This is a genomic window from Ochrobactrum sp. A-1 (genome assembly GCF_022488005.1).
GTDB lineage: Bacteria > Pseudomonadota > Alphaproteobacteria > Rhizobiales > Rhizobiaceae > Brucella.
Genome location: NZ_JAKVQC010000009.1, coordinates 182,947 through 203,232, shown reverse-complemented (window position 1 = coordinate 203,232; position 20,286 = coordinate 182,947). Strand labels below are relative to the sequence as shown.

Sequence of the window (20,286 nt, the reverse complement as noted above, 5' to 3'; positions counted from 1 at the left end):
CATGCTTGAAACTCAAGCACACAAAGAATCAGTCAATTACGACAATAACTTGATCAAGTCCTCATCCTAAGGTTGAACCGCAGATAAAGCCACACCGCATGAGCAATAAGCTGTGGCGGAAAACGGTGACGCTTGAAGATGATAACTGATGTCTGCATCGCCAAAATTGACGCCCAAACCGTCAGGCAGGCAACTGTAGCCCAGTTAACGTGACAACACCTATAGAAGTAATGTGGTGGCACATCGATCACATCATGTATTTGCCCCAGAAGTCGTCTCGCGGTTCGATTTGCTCGACAATATCAATCCATAGGCCCGAAGGGTCTTTAAATCCAAAACGGCGTTGGCCGAACGGCTCATCAGTCAGCGGGTAAGTAACGGGTAATCCCCTTTCTATCAGTTCGTCGTGAGCGGCCTTAGCATCGCCAACCTCCATCTCGAAGCACAGGCCAATTCCGGCGAAGGTTTCGGGGCCGGGCGGTGACGACGGATGATCTGGCGTCATGAAAGCAATCGAAGCAGTACTGTTTTCTGCAGTCAGCAGGCAGAACCATTGACTATCGAAAGTCACATCGAACTGCAGATACTTAAGCCAGAAGTCGCGCGCTTCGTCTTTTTTATCGGTGACGATTATCGGGTAGCGATCGAAAAATCGCATGATAGGACTCCTTGCCAGATTTAAACAAACAGATTATCGGTATGTTTATGATCATATAAACATACAGACTGTCTGTCAATATCTTATAGAAGGGCGATTATGAGCAAAAACGAACTGCGTACCATCCAAACAAGAGGGCGATTGGTTGCAGCTGCGCGGACATTATTTGCCCGCAATGGCTATGCCATGACCAGCACGGATGCGATCATAGACGAGGCGGGAGTAACACGCGGCGCACTCTATCATCATTATCGCGATAAAGCAGACTTGTTTGAAGCTGTATGCCGCGACCTTGCCGCCGGGGCGGCAGAGGCGATCCAAATCGCAACGAGGGATGTGGTCACTTCTATTGAGGCGTTGGAAAAGGGCTCGATGGCTTGGATCGATTTTATGGTTAAACCCGAAAACCGCCGTATACTCGTTGTCGATGCACCAGGTGTACTCGGACGAGAGCAGTGGGAAGCGCTCGATCGCGAGCTTTCTTTTGATCTTCTAAGGATCGGCGTGGAGGAGGCCATCAGCGAAGGTGCCATCCGCTTCTCGTCTGGCCCCACAGCATTGGCTGTGCTGCTCAACGGGGCAATGAACGAGATAACATTGCGCGCGGAAGACGATGATGTCGCTGGATTGAAAGCTGGGTTGCTGGAGCTGTTCCGCGCTCTCAAGCCATGATTTCAGCCACGTTGATGGACAGTTCCACCGTTAAAGTTGAAGACCATAAAGGTGACCGAGTGTCCGACATCAGCGTCTTTGAGACAAAACTGGTTTAATTAAGAAGAGAGGATTTTCGGCTCATCATAGCTTTATCAAAGGACGCAAAGATGAGACAGAAAGCCGTTCCCCAAACGTCTTCTGCGGAGAAGACGATCAAAGATATCCGTCGTGGGTGTTGTGACGTTAACTGGGCTGCAGTTGCCTGCCTGACGGTTTGGGCGTAAATTTTGGCGATGCAGACATCAGATATCATCTTCAAGCGTCACCGTTTTCCGCCACAGATCGTTGCTCATGCGGTGTGGCTTTATCTGCGGTTCAACCTTAGAGCCTGAATCATAATGAATGTAATGATATCAGGCTCTTGCGATACGCCGTGTGAGGAAGCGGATATTTGCGATGTATATCCACGCTTCGGAAGAAGCGATAGTTTTCTCGAAGTCTTTGGCCAGTCTGCGACACCTTCCCAGCCATGCAAATGTTCGCTCGACCACCCATCGGCGTGGCAGGGCTTCGAAACCGTTGGCCTGATCGGAGCGCTTGACGATTTCCAGTGTAAACTTTCCGACCTTTTCCAGCCTGCCTCTGAGCTTGGGGCCTGCATATCCGCCGTCAGCAAAGATATGTCGCAGCCACGGCCATCGTTTGAGTATGGTTTTCAAGACGTCCGGTGCGCCATCGCGATCCTGAATACCCGCAGAATGGATCACCAGACCAACCATCAAGCCAAGGGTATCAACGACAATGTGACGCTTACGTCCGCTAATCTTCTTTGCCGCGTCAAAGCCCCGTATTCCGCCACTTTCCGTGGTTCTAACTGACTGGCTGTCGATGACGCCAGCCGTTGGACTGGGCTGCCTGTCAGCCTGCTCACGCGCCAGCATCACAAGCGTGTTGTTGATGGTACGCAGCAAGCCTTCATCGCGCCAGCGGTAGAAGTATTTCTGTACCGTCGAGAATGGTGGGAAATCGGTTGGCAGAAGCCGCCACGCACCGCCAGATGATGCGATATAAAGAAGCGCGTTTACCACCTCACGCAGATCCGTTTTGCGAGGGCGACCAAGGTATCTGGGCGAAGGCATCAGCGGTTCGATCACTGACCATTCCGCATCCGTTAAATCAGTTGCATAGCGCGAATTGCGACGTACATAGTGGCGGCGAGCGGTTACTGTCCAGGCCATTGTGATCTCCATCGAATGTAAGCAATCCGATTGGATCATAACCTACTGTAATCGCTCAACCCTTTTTGGAACAGGCTCTTAGTCTGCGTGAAGTTGAAGAAATGCTGCTTGAGCGTGGAATCGACGTATCATACGAGACAGTTCGTCGTTGGATCGCCAAGTTCGGCCCCCAGATCACACGCAACTTGCGGCGGCGTCAGGCGCGCCCCGGCGATGTTTGGTATTTGGACGAAGTGGTCGTCAAATGCGCTGGAGAAAAATTCTGGCTTTGGCGTGCGGTGGATCAACATGGCTCCGTTCTCGAAGAAATCTTGCAGAAGCGGCGTGATAAAAGGGCGGCAAAGCGATTGCTTGTGGCGTTAATGAAGCGCTATGGCTTTACTCCCAAACGGATCATCACCGATAAGCTCCGCTCCTACGGTGCAGCAAAGGCAGAAGTGGCACCCGGCCTTGACCATTGGTCGCACAAGGGCCTCAATAATCGGGCCGAAAATAGCCATCTGCCGTTTAGGAAACGGGAGCGAACCATGCAAGGTCATCGGTCACCTGGAGCGTTGCAACGGTTCGTCTCCATGCACTCAGCGACCCGCGATTGTTTCTCTGTTCCATCTCGTCGCCGAGCCGCACACACAATTCGCTACCATCGCCTCGAAGCTTTCGATGCATGGAAAATTGCGGCCTGTTTCGCCTGAATATCTACGAGCCCCTGGCCTTTCCGGCCAGAGAAACTTAACGTGACAACACCAACGACGGTGCTGCGGTCGGTGAAAATCTGGTCGTTGCTTTCTCAGCGGTCATTCTTGCGCTTATTAGCGCCAGCATCACCTTCTACATTTTGACAGTGCGGCGGCGTTGGCTGTTGCAGGAATTGCGTCAGTTTGAAAAACAGGCAGGGCATGACTGATGCGGTTTCTTGAACATGACGACGCTGATGATCCGATCCTGTCGGTGGTCAATCTGATAGACCTTTTTCTGGTGGTGATTGGCATATTGATGATCATCATTGCGCGAAATCCGCTAAATCCGTTTTCGGCAGAGAGCGTGACGGTGATCGAAAATCCCGGCGAAGCCGACATGCGAATAACGGTAAAGGAAGGCAAGGAACTCAAGCGCTATGAAGCCAGCGGCAAGATCGGCAAGGGAGAGGGTGTGCGAGCTGGCATAACTTATCGGCTTGATGATGGCCGAATGATCTATATCCCCGAAGGTCAGGCGTCAGAGCAGAATTGATATTGCCGTAGGTCTAAAGCGCGGCTCGAATATTTCAGATTGGGGTTCCATCTATGCCGTTCGTTCTCCCCCAAGTTGATGGCGGGTTTAAGGAGCAGGGCCAAAAGCGTGACAAACCGCGGCTACGGGTCTGATTAGGTCATAGATATCGTATATCCCCCACGGCTTCTGTCGCTTCCGCCGCTACGAAAACGGACTACTTCGGACTTCATGGCCGTGGCGTGTCTTCGTGATGTTATTGACTGGCAATCATCGCATCGCGAGAGTTCCTGGTTGGCTGACAGTCCTGTTCCATTCTATACGACGAAGGCTGTTTTGATATGCCGGCCTTTCACGGCACAATAGATCAGAGCGCAAATAATCGTCGATCAATCATCCTGCAAATCATTTGATAAACGGTACTACTCTTGCGCCTCTGCGGATGATAACAACTGTCAAGGATCATCAGTTGTGAAAATGGTATGGCTCTGAAATCGGCTACCCTTAAGGATGTGGCGGCACTGGCGAATGTATCGCGCGCCACAGCTGCTCGTGCACTCAACAGTTACGGCTATGTTGGTGATGAAACGGCGCGGAAGGTTCAGGCTGCTGCGGAGAAACTGGGATACAGAGGCAATCGGTTGGCTCAGGCTCTGCGCAGCGGGCAGTTGCCAATTATTGGCTGCGTTCTTGGCGACATACAGAATCCGTTTTTTGCAAAAATAGCCCATGATGTTGAAGTGCTGGCGCGAGAAGAAGGGCACAATCTCATCATTGCGAGCAGTGAAGAACAACTGGATCAGGAAAAATCACTGCTGGCCAGCCTTCAGTCATTGAGCATTCGCGGTTTCATCGTGGCGCCGACATCAGCCGAAGACAGTTCGCATCTGCAACGTCTTATAGACGAAAACGTACCCCTGGTCCTGATTGATCGCGCAGCGCAGGCTGTCGAGTGCGACAGTGTTGTGGTCGACAATGAAGGCGGCGCGCGCAAGGCCATTGAATATCTGATCGAAATGGGACATCGTGATATTGCGCTTTTGCAGGATGATGCACGCATCTTCACATCACGCGAGCGGTTCAATGGCTATAAGACTGCGTTGCTTGCCCATGGCATCGAACCCAGTGAAAAATTGATCTGCGTTGCACAGTCGACGGTTGAGCATGCCGTGGATGCAACTATCCGCCTGTTCAGTCAAAAAAAGCCTCCAACGGCACTTTTTACCGTCGACAGTTTGATGACGCAGGGAGCGCTTTTAGCATTCAGAGCAATGGGAATATCGATTCCCCACGATGTCTCTCTGATCGGTTTTGATGATTTTAATCTGGCGACTTTTACCGATCCACAGATCACAGTCATTGCCCAGCCCGTCTCTGAAATAGGTCGTGCTGCTGGCCGGCTTCTGCTTGAAACAATAGCAGGCAAAAAGAGACCGCCGGAGAAAATAAGCTTTGAAACCAAGCTGATAGTCCGAGGTTCGGTCAGCCGACGATGAGCCGACGAAGCTTGATATTGGGCCTGCAAAAAAAATTCTGAAACCTACTTGCCACAGGAAAAATCTTGTGTGCTAAATATATGTGAGATCGATCTCACATTGTCTCAACGAGTTTCAGGCGCAAAACCGGTTCGGGCTTTTCTCGAGTTTTTAACTGCGCAAATGGGAAGGTAGTAATGCTCAACTTCGATAAAGATCGCTTTGTGAAAATACAGGGCGGCGCGGTCGCAATCGCAGAGGATGTGCGCGCTTTGATGCGCAGGCTGCTCGACGATGGCATAGAGCGCATTTTGTTCATGGGAACTGGTGGCGTACAGTTTTTGACCGAGCCCGCAATCGAGATCGCCCGCAACGCAACTGTTTTCCCGGTGTCATCAGCGTTTTCCGCTCAGGTTGTTCTAGAGGCGCCCGCCGGGTTGGACGATAAAGCTCTCGTAATCCTTCCGTCGCTGTCCGGGACGACAAAGGAAAGCGTGCAACTTCTTGCATTCTTGAAGAAGAAAGGCGTGAAAACGCTGTCACTCACTGGTCACAAGGATACACCCTTGGGCCTTGATGCCAATTACAACTTCACCAATTTTGCAGAAGACGACACTTCTTCGGAATCGTTTTACCTGCAGACCCTCTTGATCGTGCTGGCGCTGCTGGCTGAACGCGGTGAATTTCCAGAATACGACGAAACCGTCTCCGAGTTGAAGCGCCTGCCGGAACTACTGGTTTCGGTGAAGGAGAACTTTGAAGAAAGCGCAGCCGCGCTCGCGCAGGAAATAAAGGGCGAGAAGTATCATATCTTTACCGGCGCTGGCACGGCGTGGCCAGAAGCTCACTATTACGGCATGTGCATTCTCGAAGAAATGCAATGGATCCGCACGCGTCCGGTTCATGCTTCCGACTTCTTCCACGGTACGCTCGAACTGGTTGAGCCAGGCGTCAGCCTGTTCATATTCAAGGGAGAGGATGCATGCCGTCCTTTGACGGACCGGGTCGAAAACTTCGCAAAGCGCTACACGGATAAGGTTCGTATTCTAGATGCCGCTTCTGCCAGCCTTCCAGGCATCTCCCAAAAAACACGCAGCCTGATCTCTCCAATCATCCTGGCAACCATGCTGGAACGTTTGAGTGCTCATCTGGAAGTGCTGCGCGACCACCCGTTGACGACGCGGCGCTATTACAAACGTGTCGAGTACTAAGAGCCGTCCCCGATCCGGTTCCGCCGGATCGGGTTCCTACATTCTGACGACATAAAGAAACAATAGTTAAAAGAGAGGAACTTCGAGATGAAATGCAAAACGCTTATGAGCACAACAAGCCTTGCTTCACTCCTGATGTTTGGATTGTTGGCTGGCAACATGAATGCAGCTCTCGCCAGTGACGCCGTGGTTGCAGAACCTGATGCTCCCGTCGAATATTCTGGCACGTTGAGCATTTTGACGAAGTTCGGCCTTCAGCAGCTTTCCCCCTACTTCGTCAACGCTGCCAAGGAATATGAGAAGCTTCATCCGGGCGTCAAAGTCGAGCTTATTCAGGAAAGCGACGATAGCGTGAAGGGGAAAACCAAGGCCCTGGTTGCGTCTAACTCGCTGCCAGATATCTACTTCACCTGGACTGGGAGTTGGGGCGAGAATTTTGTGCGAGGCAATCGCGCTGTCGATCTGACCAAGATTATTGGTCCCGATACGCCATGGGGAAAACAGCTCGCCCATGCTGCCGTCAGGGCATTCCAGTATAATGGCAAACTATACGGTATTCCGCTTTATCTGGATGCAAAGTTCATGGGCTATAACAAAGCCCTTTTTGACAAGGCCGGTGTGGCGGAACCGAAGAGTTTCGATGAACTGATCAGTGCATGTGCAGCTCTGCGCAAGTCCGGTGTGACGCCGATTTCGTTCGGTAACAAGGAAGGCTGGCCGGCTGTGCATTTTGCCGGACAGTTGCTTGCCTATAATGTACCACAAGCGACGCTTGAAAAGGATTTCAACCCGAAGACAGCCGAATATTCGGATGCAGGCTATGTTGAGAGCCTGACACAACTGAAGAAGCTCATCGACGATTGTTCGGACGGCGCAGGTACAAACGGCTCATCCTATGCTTCGGCATTGCAGCAGTTCAGCAACGCCAAATCCGCAATGTACTATCAAGAAATTATCGAGTTTGATCAAAGCACGGCAGATGGTGCACTGAAGAAGGAAGACTTTGGCTTTTTCAAACTTCCAGCAGCGAAAGACGCAAAGGGTGATGTCAAATCAATCGAAGGTGCACCCGAAGGCTATATGATCAATTCAGCTTCGAAGAACATTCCGCTGGCTGTGGATTTCATGAAGTTTATCACCTCGCCCGAAAACGGGAAGGTTTTGTCGGCCCCACCTTATGGGCAGCCAAGCGCCACTGTTGGCGGATATTCGGCTGAAAGCATGAACCCGTCTGTCGTTGAAGGTCTCAAGGTTATCGCGGATTCGTCCTATCTGATGCCGTGGCTTGATACGGCCAATCCACCGCGCGTTGCATCTGTCTGGCTTTCGGGCCTGCAAGCCCTGATTGGTGGATCCATGACACCGGAACAGGTCATGGAAAAGGTAAAAAAGGCTGCAGCCTCTTCCCGATAAGGATGTTATTGGCCGATGACTGTCATGAAGCGTGAATATAGAGGGGAGGCTGTCAAAAACGGCTTCCCCCTGCCGGACGGGTCGCAATTCGACAAGTCCGGTTTGCTGGCGAAGCTGCTGTCGTTCCGTTGGGTTCTGATCGCGTTCGTTTTAATCCTATGGTTTGTCTACTATCCCATCATCGACAACTTTATCGTCAGCACGACAAATCAGGATATTTTTACTGGCGAAACTGCCTTTGTCGGTCTGGATAATTATCGACGTCTGCAAGACGATCCGGTGATCTGGACGGCGATCTTGAACAACATGCTTTATGCCGTCATTTCGGTCGTGTTCCAGGTGTTCGGTGCATTCGTGCTTGCGGCGATTATTGAAGGCCTGCAACATGAAACATGGCGCAGGTTCTGGCGCGCTGTCTATTTCATACCATCAGCAATTTCGATCACGGTGACGGGGCTGCTGTTCTACTTTATTTATCAGCCCGATATAGGCCTGCTGGATTCCGCTTTTACCCATATGGGACTTGGCGCTTGGTCTCGGGCATGGCTGGGAGAAGAACAGACCGCGATCTACTCAATCATTGCCATGAGCCAGTGGCAGGGCTTTGGCTATTCAACCCTTCTATTTGCCATCGCGATCCAGAAGATCCCGCGCGAACTTTATGATGCGGCGACTATGGACGGCGCAGGTATGTGGCGTCGGCTGTGGAACATAACCTTTCCACTGACACGCGAAATGACCGGTCTCATGGTCATCGTTACGATTACCGGAGCGTTTCAGGTCTTCAACGAAGTCATGGTTATGACAGGCGGCGGCCCCAACAACAGCAGTCAGGTGTTGGGAACCTGGCTCTATCAACAGGGCTTTATTGAAAATGACTTCGGTTATGGCGCTGCGATCGCGTCGGTGATTTTTATCATCACGCTGCTGACCGGTTTTGGACAGCTCTGGTATACTAGAAAGCGGAGGGTGGAACTATGAGCAACGCCTCCTATCAGTCGCGCGAGATGCAACCCACGGATTTTGTGCAGACGCTTGTGCGTGTCTGTCTGGTTACTTTCCTCATTAGTCTTGGTATCGTTGTAATCTATCCGCTGCTGTGGATGGCCTTGAATGGGTTCAAGGCCAACTCCGAGATATTTGGTGAGCCGTTTGCGCTGCCAACAGGCTTCACGCTCGACAACTACATCTCAGCCTGGAACCAGGGCATCAGGAACTATATTGCAACGAGCATCATCGTCACGCTGGTTTCAGCTGTTTGTACGGTTCTGGTAAGCGCCTGGACTGCTTATGGCTTGACGCGATCCAAACTGCCGGGCAAGCCGTTCTTTGTGGGTCTGGTGCTTGGCGGATTGATGTTGAGCCCAACGGTTGCGGTTATTCCGCTGGTGCGGATCATGCAAAAGCTTGGTCTCTATAACACCTATTGGGCGCTTATCATTCTCTACACGGCGTTCCGCATCCCGTTCACCACGTTTCTTATTCGCGCCTATATGCTTGGTCTTCCGCGCGATCTGGACGAAGCCGCTGTCATGGACGGGGCAAGTGAAGGTCAGATTTTCTGGCGTGTGACCTTACCTCTTTGCAAGCCGATACTCGTCTCCTGCGTGATCCTGCACGTTCTGTTTGCCTGGAATGAATATCTCTTCGCCATGATCTTCACCAGTGGTGCGGATGTGCAGACCCTGCCAGTCGGCCTTACATCAATCATGGCAAAACACGGAACTAATTATGCCGTTGTCTTTGCTGCAATGACACTTTCGGCACTTCCGATCCTGATCGTCTTCTTCGCCGCACAGCGTTTCTTCATTCGCGGGCTGGCGGAAGGCATCGGCAAATAGCGTGGTGGAAAATGTTAAAACGTGAACAGTTGATCGGTGCCAACTTTTCGTTCCAGCACTATCCCTTTCAATGGGTTGTCGAACAGCTTCGACTGATGGGCTTTCAACGTATGGAGCTATGGGGAATAGCCCCCCATCTTGATCTGTTTCATGCTGACCGTGCACGGCATTCAGGTGTCCGGTCAATTCTGAATGATAACGGGATCAGCGTGCATTGCTTCACCCCGGAACAGGTTCTTTATCCGGTCAACATAGCCTCAGGCGACGTAGCTTATCGTGAAAAGAGTGTTGAATGCTTTCTGCGAGCAGCCGATTTCAGTGCCGAACTGGGTGCGAGCTACCTCTTCTTGACACCCGGACGGGGTTTTGAGTGCGAGAGCCGCGAACGCGCGTGGAACCATTCGCTTCAGTCGTTGGAGAGAATTACGACACATGCGGCCAATCTGGGGCTTCGATGTTTGCTTGAGCCCCTACAGCGCACTGAAAGCAACATCGTCAATAATGCCGCCGATCTTGAACGTCTCTGGCAGGATCTGAATGCGGAAAATGTCGATCTGGTACTTGATCTGGTTGCCATGGCAGCGGCTGAAGATAAGGTCAGTGATTACTTTTCGAGATTTGGCAAACGTCTTGCCCATGTTCATGTCGTCGATGGAACATCAGCGGGACATTTGGCGTGGGGGGACGGAAACTTGCCACTTGACGGCTACCTTACTGAAATCGCTCATCATTCATTCCGGGGCACATTGACCTTCGAGCCATTTGGCAATGGCTCATATGCACTGGATCCGGTTGCAGTCTGGCGGCGCTGCCTTGATGCGATTTCCCCTCATTTTGATACTGCGGAATGATGATGAAGAACGCAAATCTCCATCTTGTTGCTGTGGGTGACAACTGCCTTGATGCTTATCTGAACAAGGGGGTCGTTACTGTTGGTGGAAATGCCCTTAATGTTGCTGTGCAGTGGAAACGACTTGGGGTCGGTGCCCGGTATATCGGCGCACTGGCACCCGACAGGGAAGCAGAGATCATGCTTGGTGTGATCGAAGATGTCGGACTTGTGCCAAGCGATATTGAAACTATTCAGGGAAATTCAGCTGTAACGCTTTTGACCGATAATGACGGTGAACGGCATTTTCTGTTTGAATCTCTGGGTGTTGGTGAAAACTACATTCCAGATCAGCAGCGATATCAGGCATTGCTCTCATCCGATTGGACTCATCTTGGGACCAATTCCAGTGAAAAACTGGTGCGTCAGCTTGTAGAGGACGGTGTCAGATTCAGTGTGGATGTCTCTACCCGGCATTTTGACCTGACGCTTGAGGGCGTCCCGTTGGTTTTTGCATCAGGACCAGACGACCCGGACGAACCGGTTCAACCATTGATTACACAATTCAAACGGGCTGGAGCTCAACAGGTCGTTATTACCTGCGGCAAACGCGGTTCTTTCTATGACAATGGACGCCAATTGTATTCCGCAGGTTCCGTACCCGTGAACGTGGTCGACACTTGTGGAGCTGGTGATAGCTTTATCGCCTCATTTCTGGTGGCGCTTTTCTTCGAAGGTTGCTCTGAAGAAGAGGCGCTGCAAAAGGCTGCTGTCAGTGCGTCTGAAACCTGCACGCACCCGGGGGGCTTTCCCCAGCCCTTGCAGTCAATCCCACAATGGCTGCTCGACAAATACCACGAAGTGATTGCAACAGCGCAGAAGGTCTGACTATGAGCTCTATCACAATGAGACCACCCGTTGTCGCGGCGAAGCAGGATCGTTCCTTCTGGCTGCAAAGTATTGGCGCAGATCCGGTCACCGCACCTTTAACGGGTCAGCAGCAATGCGATATTGCAATCGTTGGCGGGGGATATGCCGGGCTTTGGACGGCACTGCGGATACGAGAACAAGAACCAAATTCGCGTATCACAATCCTGGAAGCAGATTTTTGCGGTTCGGGCGCATCCGGGCGTAATGGCGGACAAGTCCACAGCTGGTATGCTGAAATCGATATGTTGCGCGACCTTGTGGGCGACGAAGATGCGCGCATGCTTTGTCAGGCAACCTGCGATGCAATTGATGAGCTGAAAGCGCTGCAAGATTGTGGAACCATTGACATGGATCTGCGTCTTGATGGCTGGCTGTGGACCGCAAGTTCTGTCGCACAGGAAGGTGCGTGGGCGAAAGCACTGGATATCTGTCAGAAATCCGGGTTCAACCCGTTCCAGACACTGAATGCGCACGACATTGAACGGCGCACTGGCTCTAGCGCATCATATGCCGGTATTGTCGAGGAGCGGGCAGGGACTGTCCAGCCTGCCAAGCTTGCTCTTGGCCTTCGCAAACTTGCGCTTTCCAACGGGATTGTCATTCATGAAAAAAGCCCTGTTTTGGAGATCGTTCCGGGTGAGCGGCCCGAACTTAAAACACAAGACGGGACATTGACTGCCAACAAAGTTGCTTTAACGGTCAATGCTTGGGCTTCCGCGATCCCTGAGCTTCATCCCTATCTTTATGTGGTGAGCAGTCAACTCGTTGCGACAGCGCCTGCTGGAGATATACTCAAGCGTATCGGTTGGACTGATGGTGCTTCGATCTGTGATGCGCAGCAACACGTGCTCTATTATCAGCGCACGCCGTCGGATCAGGTCGTATTTGGACGGGGAACGGGTGGAATTGCCTATAATGATCGGATTGACGAACGTTTTAATCGCAGCGGCGACGGCGGTGCAGACAATATACGTGAACTGCACCGCGTATATCCTCAGCTAAAGGACGTGCCGATCCTTCATGACTGGAGCGGTCCGATCGACTGTACGGCGCAGCATCTACCGGTATTCGATCATTTAAGGCATTACCCGAATATTTTCTATGCTCTGGGTTTCAATGGGACCGGCATTGCCCAGGTGCCTGTCGCAGGTCGGATCCTTGCAAGCCTGATCCTGGGACGCGTGGATAAATGGAGCAGTTGTGGTTTGGTGGGGATCAAAAACCGCACCAAGCTTCCGCCCGAACCTGTGCGTTATCTGGGTGCGAAAATCGTCCGCGCGGCTATTCGAAGAAAGAACGATACCGAAATCCTCAACCGTGTCCCGGGCCCCATAACGAGGTTCCTGGCAAGTTTGGCTCCGTGAGCAACACAACCCAAGCGAAACAAGAATAAAAGGAATGGGAACGATGGCCGACCTGTCGCTGAAGAATATACGTAAATCCTACGCCAACCTGGAAGTACTCCATGGCATTGACCTTGATATTACATCGGGGGAGTTTGTCGTTTTCGTCGGGCCGTCCGGTTGTGGAAAGTCAACCCTGTTGCGCTCAATTGCAGGCCTTGAGACGATAACGTCGGGTGATCTTGTCATCGCCGGGGAGCGTATGAACAGTGTCGCTCCGTCGAAACGGGGTATTTCGATGGTCTTCCAGTCATATGCACTTTATCCTCATATGACAGTCTATGAGAATATGGCTTTCGGTCTGCGTATTGCCGGCGTGACGAAGGCAGAGATAGACAAACGGGTCAAGAAAGCCGGCGAAATTCTTCAGCTTAGTGAATATCTGCAACGCTTGCCAAAGGCCCTTTCGGGAGGACAAAGACAACGTGTTGCGATTGGACGCGCAATTGTCAGAAACCCGCGTGTTTTCCTGTTTGACGAACCCTTGTCCAATCTTGATGCAGCCCTGCGGGTGGCTACACGCATCGAGCTTGCAAAACTCAAGCAAAGCATGCCCGATGTCACGATGATTTATGTGACCCACGATCAGGTGGAAGCGATGACACTGGCGGATCGGATCGTTGTGTTCAAGGATGGCAATATCGAGCAGATTGGAACACCAGTAGAGCTTTACAAAAAGCCAGCCAATCTTTTCGTTGCGCAGTTTATCGGTTCTCCAGCCATGAACATACTCGCGGGCACTATATCGGAGACCTCGGGACGTAGTTATACCTGTCATCTTGATTGTGGGACGAAACTTGCCCTTGAAGCCAGTGATGGAACTTTCGCACTCAATGATAGAGTTAGCGTTGGAATTCGACCCGAGAATACCAGGATTGCCCGCGAGGAAACTGGCAGCCCCCTCTTTTCGGGAACCGTGGATCTTGTAGAGCATCTGGGCGAGGCGCAAATCCTTTACATCGACATGGTCGGTTCCGACACCAAATATCTGATCAAAACCCCTGAGGAAGCGGATTTTAGGCTCTCAGATACATTACGATTTACAGCTTCGACGAAGGACATGCATATCTTCTCCGCCAATGGAACAGCCGTTCCGGTTCAAGTAATCTAGAGTTTTGAATATCATCTTTGGGCAGTGATTTCGGCGCAGCGGTATATAGTGCGGTTTTGAAAAGGTAATGCAGTGATCTCTGGCAAACGCAATTGATTGTCGTACGGTGTTGGTCGGAAAAGATCGTAGCGGCGAGCTCCGCATTATGGAGGCCATTCACCGTATAGCGAGCAGCCATGGCAATGTCGGGAACGGTAGTAGTCCCGGCCCAACTTCAACGAAGATTGAGCCGGGGTGCTGTTAGTAGTCGGTGATCTTTTTCATGTAGCGGCGACCGTCCAGCATGACCTGTTCACGTTTCGCCGCCAACTTATAGGCAAATTTCCAAAGAGCATCGAAGAAAATCAACGGCACGAAATATCCCTTGAAAGTGTCATCTATGTCAGCGAGATCGAGTTTCGCTGCATCCAGCACCAACATATTGTCCGGCTCGCCGAAACGGTACAGGAAATCCCGGCCACGCTCGGCCAGCGCACGCGTTTCATCGAGCCCAATCATGACGACGAAGCAGGCATTTTTATCGACGACTTCGAATGGGCCATGGAAGAACTCATTGGCGTGGATAGCTTGCGAGTTGATCCACAGCATTTCCATGAGCACGCAGATGGAGAATGAATAGGCTGCGCCATAAACCGGACCGCTAGCCATGGTGTACACGACTTTTTCGCGGCCATAGCGCTCTGCATATCTGGTAAAGGTTTCATCAAAATGCTGCTGACCGCGTTCAATGGCCGGTTGCAGTGCCGGCAGGCTTTCCAGCAGTTTGGGCAGCAGGCTGGTCTTGTCGCGTAAATCGACAATGCCCGCCAGCAACATGTAAAGCACGCTGTAATTGCTGTCGGCACCATCGATCGGAATGCCGGTGGTGTAGGACGCCTGGTATTGCAGCACGTGGTCGGCGGCGGCGGCGAGCGGCGATTGCGGATCCAGCGTCAGGGAGATCACGCAGGCGCCCCGGCGACGGGCATGTTCTGCCGCCCGCACCGTTTCCTTGGTGGTGCCCGTCTGGGAGCACAGAATGACAATGGCATCGCTGTTGAGGCGACGCGGGTCGCGTGTGACGAACTCGTCGCCATTATAGACATCAGAGGTCAGCAGTCCCGAATGGCGATCCAGAAAATACTTGCCCGGATGCATGATTGACAGCGATCCGCCGCAGGCAACCAGAAACACATGCGAAAAATCCCGCTGCGCAAGCGTATTCAAGGTTTCAGCAATATCGGTAGGAAGTTGTTTGGGCATTCTATTCCTCTTTTCAGCGTCTTGAAGAGCCCGGCTGTGCCGATCGGCAGCCGTTCCGGTCCAGTGCAACATTTCCCGGTACCAACCCCGCGATACGTTGACAGTTCTACTTTAGTGTGCGAACGTTCTCACATCTTGTCAATTGGGAAAATAAGAATGATCAAAATCGCGGCGATGGGCGATAATGTCGTCGATTGTTACATTTCGCGTCGGGAAATGTTTCCGGGCGGTAACTGTGTCAATGTCGCTATCCATATGAGCCGTTTTGGGGCCGAGGCGGCCTATATCGGCGTGGTTGCCGCAGATGCGGCCGGAAGGGTCATTCAGGCCGCACTGCGCGACGAGGACGTCGATACTTCGCATCTGCGCATGGAGGCCACAGGCAAGACGGCCTATTGCATCATTGGTCATCGCGGTAACAATGATCGCTATTTCATCCGCTTTGATCTCGGAGTGTCGATGTTTGAGCCGAGCGCCGCCGATATTCAGTTTGCGCGCCGGTTCGATGCCGTCCATATCGGTCAGTCGAGCGGCCTTGACGGCTGGCTGGATGCCATTGCGCCGCAACGTCTGTCCTATGATTTCTCCACCCGTCGCGACGTGGAACACTATCGACGCATCGGCCCGAAATGCTTTCTAGCCGCTGTTTCGGGCGGTGAGCTTTCGCCGGACGAGATTACCGCGACCATTGCCTGCCTGCGCGAGAGCGGCGCGGATTGGGTGCTGATCACCCGCGGCACCAAGGGCGCAGTTCTTGCCGGTGCGCAAGGGGTTTTCCATGCCGAAGCAACACCGATTGTGGCGGTTGACACGTTAGGCGCTGGTGACAGTTTCATCGCCCGCACCCTTTATGGCCTAGTGAAAGGCGAGGCGCCCGCAACATTGCTACAGGCGGCGTCACGCGTTGCTGCGGCGACATGTGGCCAATATGGTGGTACAGGTCATGCCGCGCCGATTGATCTCGGCGAGCCTATAGCCGAGTTGCAGGATTGAGCTCGCTGCGCGTGTCTTTTTGAGGTTAAGACCGGCCAGATCAACCGGGATGGCGGGCGAGCGAACAACGGGGCTGCCATTCGGCATGCAGCACGATATCCTGCTGCGCCCGATCGGCGCTATCGAGCCGCTCCAGGACCAGACGAGCCGCGGCTTCGCCAACCTCGAGCAGCGGCTGCCGGATTGCCGTCAGTTTAGGGGTAAAGAACGACATCCAGTCCAGATCGTCGAAGCAGACCACGGACAGTTGCTGCGGAATGGAAATATCGAGTTCGCTGATTGCCAGCATGGCGCCGGCTGACATCAATCCATCGGTGGTAAACAGCGCTGAAGGCGGGGTTTCCCGGGTCAGCAACGCGATGGCGTGCTGGCGGGCAATATCGATCGAATAGCTGCCCACCTGGGCAACGAGGCTCGGATCAAAGGCGATCCCGGCTTCCTCATGCGCTTCGATATAGCCGAGCAGACGTTGCCAGCTCGGATAAAGCGATGAAATATCGATTTTCTTGTGCTGGCGGTCGTGAAGAAATGCGTTGAGATTCTTGTAGCGGCCATGCTCGAGTTCCGCCAGTACGCCAATCCGACTATGGCCGTCGAGAATCATTTGGGTCACTGCGGCGTGGGCGGCCTGGCGGCCATTGACGGTCACCGAATCCGCCTTCAATCCCTTCACGCGGCGATCGATCTGAACCACCGGACAGCCGCTGGCAACGACATCGTGCAAGTGCTGCGCCTTGAGAATATCACAGGGCGCAATGATGATGCCGTCGGCCTGCTTTTCGCGCAGAAGATCCACTGCCTCCAGCTCACGATCGATCGATTCATCGCTGTTGGTGACGATCAAGCCAAAGCCGCGCGCACGAACCACATCGGAAATACCGCGCAGAATACTGGCGTAAAACGGGCTTTGCATGTCGCCCGCGACAACGCCTATGGTCTTGCTGCGCCCGGTGATAAGACTGCGTGCCAGCAGATTGGGGCGATAGCCCAGCATATCAGCGGATTTCTTCACCTTGTCGCGGATTTCTTCGCTGGTATAGCCATAGCCGCCCAATACACGTCCGGCGGTCGCGGTGCTGACGCCGGCCAGGCGCGCCACATCGGCAATGGTCGTCTTGTCGGCGCGTCGTTCACTCATGTCTGCGCGTTCCTTCCAAGCAGTTTCACGCTGCTCAATACCTGTACCGTTTCATAGGCGATGATGGGCCTGATCTCAACTTTCAACTTGACGGATGCGATCAATCAATGGCTATATTGTGAGAACGTTCGCATATCATTTTCAGCAACGCAAGTAGAAGACGAGCCTCGCACGGGGATAAAGTTCCAATCAAAGGGGAGATAAATGACCAATCGTCGCAAAACCGCATCCCGGCGCATGATGGTAGCGCTGGCGGCGCTGGCCACGGCCGCCAGCATCACCTCGGTGCATGCCGCACCGATCAAGGCACTACAGGACGCTGTGCCGGAGAATTACAGGAAGGGCGTCAAGATTGCTGCCTTCAATGACTGGCCACCGGACGAGTTTGTCGAAGACGGCGTCCTGAAAGGCTGGAGCATCGACATGGCCAAAGCCATATCGGAACGCATTGGCGTACCATTCGAATTTACCGCAACCAGTTTCGACGCCATCATTCCGGGCCTGGCCAGCAAGCGTTTTGACGCCGGATTTTCTTCCTTCGGCGTGACGCCGGAACGGCTTGATTCGCTTGATTTCATTCCTCAGCGCAAGGAAGGCACCGCCTATGCCTTCTTGAAAGGCAAGGATTTTTCCATCAAGTCGGAAAAAGATCTGTGCGGCCATAGCGTTGCAGTGATGACAGGTGCCTGGGACTACCAATATCTGAAGGAAAAGAGCGCGGAATTGTGCGAATCCGCCGGTGAGAAGCCGATTAACCTGCAGCAATTCACCACCCAGAACGCCGCCGAACTGGCTGTGTCCTCGGGGCGTGTTGAGATGGTGGCGGCCGGATCGGCAAAAATGCACTATATGGCCAAGATTACGGGGCGCTTCAGCGTATCTGAACTGGTCAGCAATCCGGTCTTCAACGGCATTGGCGTGCGCAAGGGTGATGCGCTTGGGCCAGTTTTCCGTGATGCCATCCAGTCCATGATCGATGACGGCTCCTACAAGGAAATCATGGCAAAGTGGGGCGTTGATGGCGCCGGCACCCTGGAAAAGGCGGTTCTGGTTACTAAGGACAATCCGGAGCCAAAATAGTCAGGGCCGATTGAAGGAGAACGCCCGTCAGCCGGCGGCGGTGCGAATACAGCCGCGGTCCATTACGCAAGGGCCGGCCCGGAAGACGGGCCGGCGGGTTTGGTAAGTTCGAATACGAATTTCGCTAAACACGATACGGTAGTCTGGAGTAAATCATGGCAAGAACAGCAAAGACGGTCGCGCACCGGCCGGATATACATAGTGTCAAACCGATACCCGTGCGCCATCCGTCTCGATGGATCACCGGCGCCGTGCTCATTCTGATCGCATTGAGTTTTGTCAATATGCTGGCGACCAATGAGAACCTGCAATGGAACATTGTTGTGCGCTACATGTTTCATCCCGACATTCTCGCTGGCTTGGCGCGCACGCTGTTCCTGACTTTTGCCGCAATGATCTTCGGTTTTGCAATCGGCATCATACTGGCCGTGATGCGCCTTTCGGCCAATCCGGTGCTGCAATGGGCAAGCTGGCTGTGGATATGGTTCTTTCGCGGCGTTCCACCCCTGGTTCAGCTGATTTTCTGGTACAATCTGGCGCTTCTGGTTCCCAATCTGACCATTGGCATTCCGTTCGGGCCGACATTGTGGTCCTGGGACATGAACACGCTGATCACGCCGATGAGTGCAGCACTGCTTGGCCTGTCCTTTACAGAAAGCGCCTATGCCGCCGAAACCATCCGCGCTGGCATCCAGGCGATCAATCCGGGCCAGACCGAGGCCGCCGCGACACTTGGCATGACGCGGTTTCAGATCATGAAGCGCATCGTGCTGCCGCAGGCAATCCGTATTATCATTCCGCCGATCGGCAATGACACCATTTCAATGCTGAAATTCACGTCGCTGGTCAGCGTGCTTGCCTTGCCCGATCTGCTCTATTCGGCGCAGATGATTTATTCGCGCACATATCAGACCATTCCGCTGCTGATCGTGGCTACGATTTGGTATCTCATCCTGTCAACCGCCCTGACTATCATCGAACACCATATCGAGAACCACCTGAAATCCCGGCAGATCACCCGTTCCGCGTCATTCCTGTCCAGACTGCTGCCCTTCAAATTTGCGCTTGGATATCAAAAATGAATGAAACGCCCGCGAGCTTGCCACTGCTGCAGGTGGAAAGACTGACCAAATCTTTTGGCAATCACCGGGTGCTCGACGGCATCGACATAACGGTGGAAAAGGGGGACGTGACCTGCATTGTCGGCCCATCCGGCTCCGGCAAAAGCACATTGCTGCGCTGTCTGAACTATCTCGAAGTGCCGGATTCGGGTGCCGTGTTGCTGGAAGGCGAGCCGATCGGCATGCGTTGGCAGGGTGAGCGGCTTTATACGATGTCCTTCAACGAACTGGCACGCCAGCGCCAGAAAATGGGCATGGTGTTCCAGGGCTTCCATCTCTTCCCCCATAAGACCGTGGTGGAAAACATCATCGAGGCGCCTATGATCGTGCGTAAGATTAGCCGTCAGGCGGCCATTGCTGCGGCGATGAAGTTGCTGGAAAAAGTCGGCCTTACCGAGCGCGCGAATTATTATCCCGACCAGCTCTCCGGTGGGCAGCAGCAACGCGTGGCGATTGCCCGTTCATTGGCCATGCAGCCTCGGCTGATGCTTTTTGATGAACCCACATCAGCTCTTGATCCGGAACTCGTCGGTGAGGTTCTGGCGGTGATGCGCCAGTTGGCCGAAGATGGCGTGACCATGATTGTCGTCACGCATGAAATGAACTTCGCCCGCGAAGTCGCCGACCACCTGATTTTCATGGATGGTGGCGTGATTGTTGAATCCGGCCCGCCTAAAAAGGTTATGGGCAATCCACAACATCCGCGTACTAAAAGTTTTTTGAAGCGCGTGGCGTGACAG

At 53.1% G+C, this 20,286-nt stretch carries 20 protein-coding genes and 2 pseudogenes; 17 read left to right on the top strand and 5 right to left on the bottom strand.

Going from position 1 to position 20,286, the window contains the following annotated elements:
• Window positions 1-59: 59 nt before the first annotated feature.
• Together MKS82_RS28275 and MKS82_RS28270 are read right to left on the bottom strand one after the other, a co-directional pair.
• Window positions 60-158, bottom strand: a pseudogene (locus tag MKS82_RS28275) (IS6 family transposase); the annotation flags it as partial.
• An 89-nt stretch (window positions 159-247) separates the two neighbouring features.
• A complete protein-coding gene (locus MKS82_RS28270) occupies window positions 248-658 on the bottom strand; it encodes a VOC family protein (protein ID WP_007881530.1) in 411 nt (136 codons plus the stop codon).
• Window positions 659-757: 99 nt separating this feature from the next.
• On the opposite strand from MKS82_RS28270, the gene MKS82_RS28265 reads away from it, so the two are divergent.
• The gene (locus tag MKS82_RS28265) at window positions 758-1,330 is read left to right on the top strand and encodes a TetR/AcrR family transcriptional regulator (protein ID WP_240579585.1); all 573 of its coding nucleotides are present in this window, start codon (window positions 758-760) and stop codon (window positions 1,328-1,330) included.
• 275 nt (window positions 1,331-1,605) lie between these two features.
• A pseudogene (locus MKS82_RS29735) lies at window positions 1,606-1,695 on the top strand (IS6 family transposase); the annotation flags it as partial.
• A 30-nt stretch (window positions 1,696-1,725) separates the two neighbouring features.
• Here MKS82_RS29735 and MKS82_RS28260 read toward each other — a convergent pair.
• Window positions 1,726-2,550 (bottom strand): IS5 family transposase, encoded by an 825-nt coding sequence (locus tag MKS82_RS28260; protein ID WP_240579584.1) that lies wholly within the window; start codon window positions 2,548-2,550, stop codon window positions 1,726-1,728.
• Window positions 2,551-2,600: 50 nt separating this feature from the next.
• Here MKS82_RS28260 and MKS82_RS28255 point away from each other — a divergent pair, with 50 nt between their 5' ends.
• From MKS82_RS28255 to MKS82_RS28205, 11 genes are all read left to right on the top strand, one after another.
• Window positions 2,601-3,242 (top strand): IS6 family transposase, encoded by a 642-nt coding sequence (locus MKS82_RS28255; RefSeq protein WP_445558110.1) that lies wholly within the window; start codon window positions 2,601-2,603, stop codon window positions 3,240-3,242.
• Between the two features lie 211 nt (window positions 3,243-3,453).
• Entirely contained in the window at window positions 3,454-3,780 is a 327-nt protein-coding gene (locus tag MKS82_RS28250) for a DUF2149 domain-containing protein (RefSeq protein ID WP_109989637.1), read from the top strand.
• Between the two features lie 461 nt (window positions 3,781-4,241).
• Window positions 4,242-5,255, top strand: coding sequence for a LacI family DNA-binding transcriptional regulator (locus MKS82_RS28245; RefSeq protein WP_109989636.1), 1,014 nt, complete (start codon window positions 4,242-4,244; stop codon window positions 5,253-5,255).
• A gap of 176 nt (window positions 5,256-5,431) precedes the next feature.
• Entirely contained in the window at window positions 5,432-6,445 is a 1,014-nt protein-coding gene (locus tag MKS82_RS28240) for an SIS domain-containing protein (protein WP_036586976.1), read from the top strand.
• Window positions 6,446-6,550: 105 nt separating this feature from the next.
• The gene (locus tag MKS82_RS28235) at window positions 6,551-7,858 is read left to right on the top strand and encodes an ABC transporter substrate-binding protein (protein ID WP_235784312.1); all 1,308 of its coding nucleotides are present in this window, start codon (window positions 6,551-6,553) and stop codon (window positions 7,856-7,858) included.
• A 24-nt stretch (window positions 7,859-7,882) separates the two neighbouring features.
• A complete protein-coding gene (locus MKS82_RS28230) occupies window positions 7,883-8,839 on the top strand; it encodes a carbohydrate ABC transporter permease (RefSeq protein WP_240579583.1) in 957 nt (318 codons plus the stop codon).
• Complete coding sequence (locus MKS82_RS28225; protein ID WP_051517824.1) at window positions 8,836-9,699, top strand: carbohydrate ABC transporter permease; 864 nt, start codon at window positions 8,836-8,838, stop codon at window positions 9,697-9,699. Before MKS82_RS28230 ends, MKS82_RS28225 begins: the two co-directional genes overlap by 4 nt.
• Before the next feature lie 11 nt (window positions 9,700-9,710).
• On the top strand, window positions 9,711-10,550 hold the full coding sequence (locus tag MKS82_RS28220; protein WP_109989635.1) for a sugar phosphate isomerase/epimerase family protein: 840 nt from the start codon (window positions 9,711-9,713) through the stop codon (window positions 10,548-10,550).
• On the top strand, window positions 10,547-11,416 hold the full coding sequence (locus tag MKS82_RS28215; RefSeq protein ID WP_109989634.1) for a PfkB family carbohydrate kinase: 870 nt from the start codon (window positions 10,547-10,549) through the stop codon (window positions 11,414-11,416). Before MKS82_RS28220 ends, MKS82_RS28215 begins: the two co-directional genes overlap by 4 nt.
• Window positions 11,365-12,822 carry an NAD(P)/FAD-dependent oxidoreductase gene (locus MKS82_RS28210; protein ID WP_240579582.1) on the top strand — a complete coding sequence of 486 codons (1,458 nt, stop codon included), beginning with the start codon at window positions 11,365-11,367 and terminating at the stop codon, window positions 12,820-12,822. Before MKS82_RS28215 ends, MKS82_RS28210 begins: the two co-directional genes overlap by 52 nt.
• Before the next feature lie 43 nt (window positions 12,823-12,865).
• Window positions 12,866-13,972: an ABC transporter ATP-binding protein gene (locus MKS82_RS28205; RefSeq protein ID WP_109989632.1), complete on the top strand. Its 1,107-nt coding sequence runs from the start codon at window positions 12,866-12,868 to the stop codon at window positions 13,970-13,972.
• 240 nt (window positions 13,973-14,212) lie between these two features.
• On the opposite strand, the gene MKS82_RS28200 is transcribed toward MKS82_RS28205, so the two are convergent.
• Window positions 14,213-15,214 carry an SIS domain-containing protein gene (locus MKS82_RS28200; RefSeq protein WP_109989631.1) on the bottom strand — a complete coding sequence of 334 codons (1,002 nt, stop codon included), beginning with the start codon at window positions 15,212-15,214 and terminating at the stop codon, window positions 14,213-14,215.
• On the opposite strand from MKS82_RS28200, the gene MKS82_RS28195 reads away from it, so the two are divergent.
• Entirely contained in the window at window positions 15,146-16,207 is a 1,062-nt protein-coding gene (locus tag MKS82_RS28195; protein WP_276313509.1) for a PfkB family carbohydrate kinase, read from the top strand. The genes MKS82_RS28200 and MKS82_RS28195 overlap by 69 nt on opposite strands.
• Window positions 16,208-16,247: 40 nt before the next feature.
• Here MKS82_RS28195 and MKS82_RS28190 read toward each other — a convergent pair whose 3' ends face one another.
• A complete protein-coding gene (locus MKS82_RS28190) occupies window positions 16,248-17,345 on the bottom strand; it encodes a LacI family DNA-binding transcriptional regulator (protein WP_036586993.1) in 1,098 nt (365 codons plus the stop codon).
• A gap of 204 nt (window positions 17,346-17,549) precedes the next feature.
• Between MKS82_RS28190 and MKS82_RS28185 the strand changes: the two genes are divergently transcribed.
• From MKS82_RS28185 to MKS82_RS28175, 3 genes are all read left to right on the top strand, one after another.
• Window positions 17,550-18,425, top strand: a complete 876-nt coding sequence (locus MKS82_RS28185; protein ID WP_036586994.1) for an ABC transporter substrate-binding protein — start codon at window positions 17,550-17,552, stop codon at window positions 18,423-18,425.
• A 155-nt stretch (window positions 18,426-18,580) separates the two neighbouring features.
• Complete coding sequence (locus MKS82_RS28180; protein WP_051517825.1) at window positions 18,581-19,507, top strand: amino acid ABC transporter permease; 927 nt, start codon at window positions 18,581-18,583, stop codon at window positions 19,505-19,507.
• Entirely contained in the window at window positions 19,504-20,283 is a 780-nt protein-coding gene (locus MKS82_RS28175) for an amino acid ABC transporter ATP-binding protein (RefSeq protein ID WP_036586995.1), read from the top strand. Before MKS82_RS28180 ends, MKS82_RS28175 begins: the two co-directional genes overlap by 4 nt.
• Window positions 20,284-20,286: the final 3 nt, after the last annotated feature.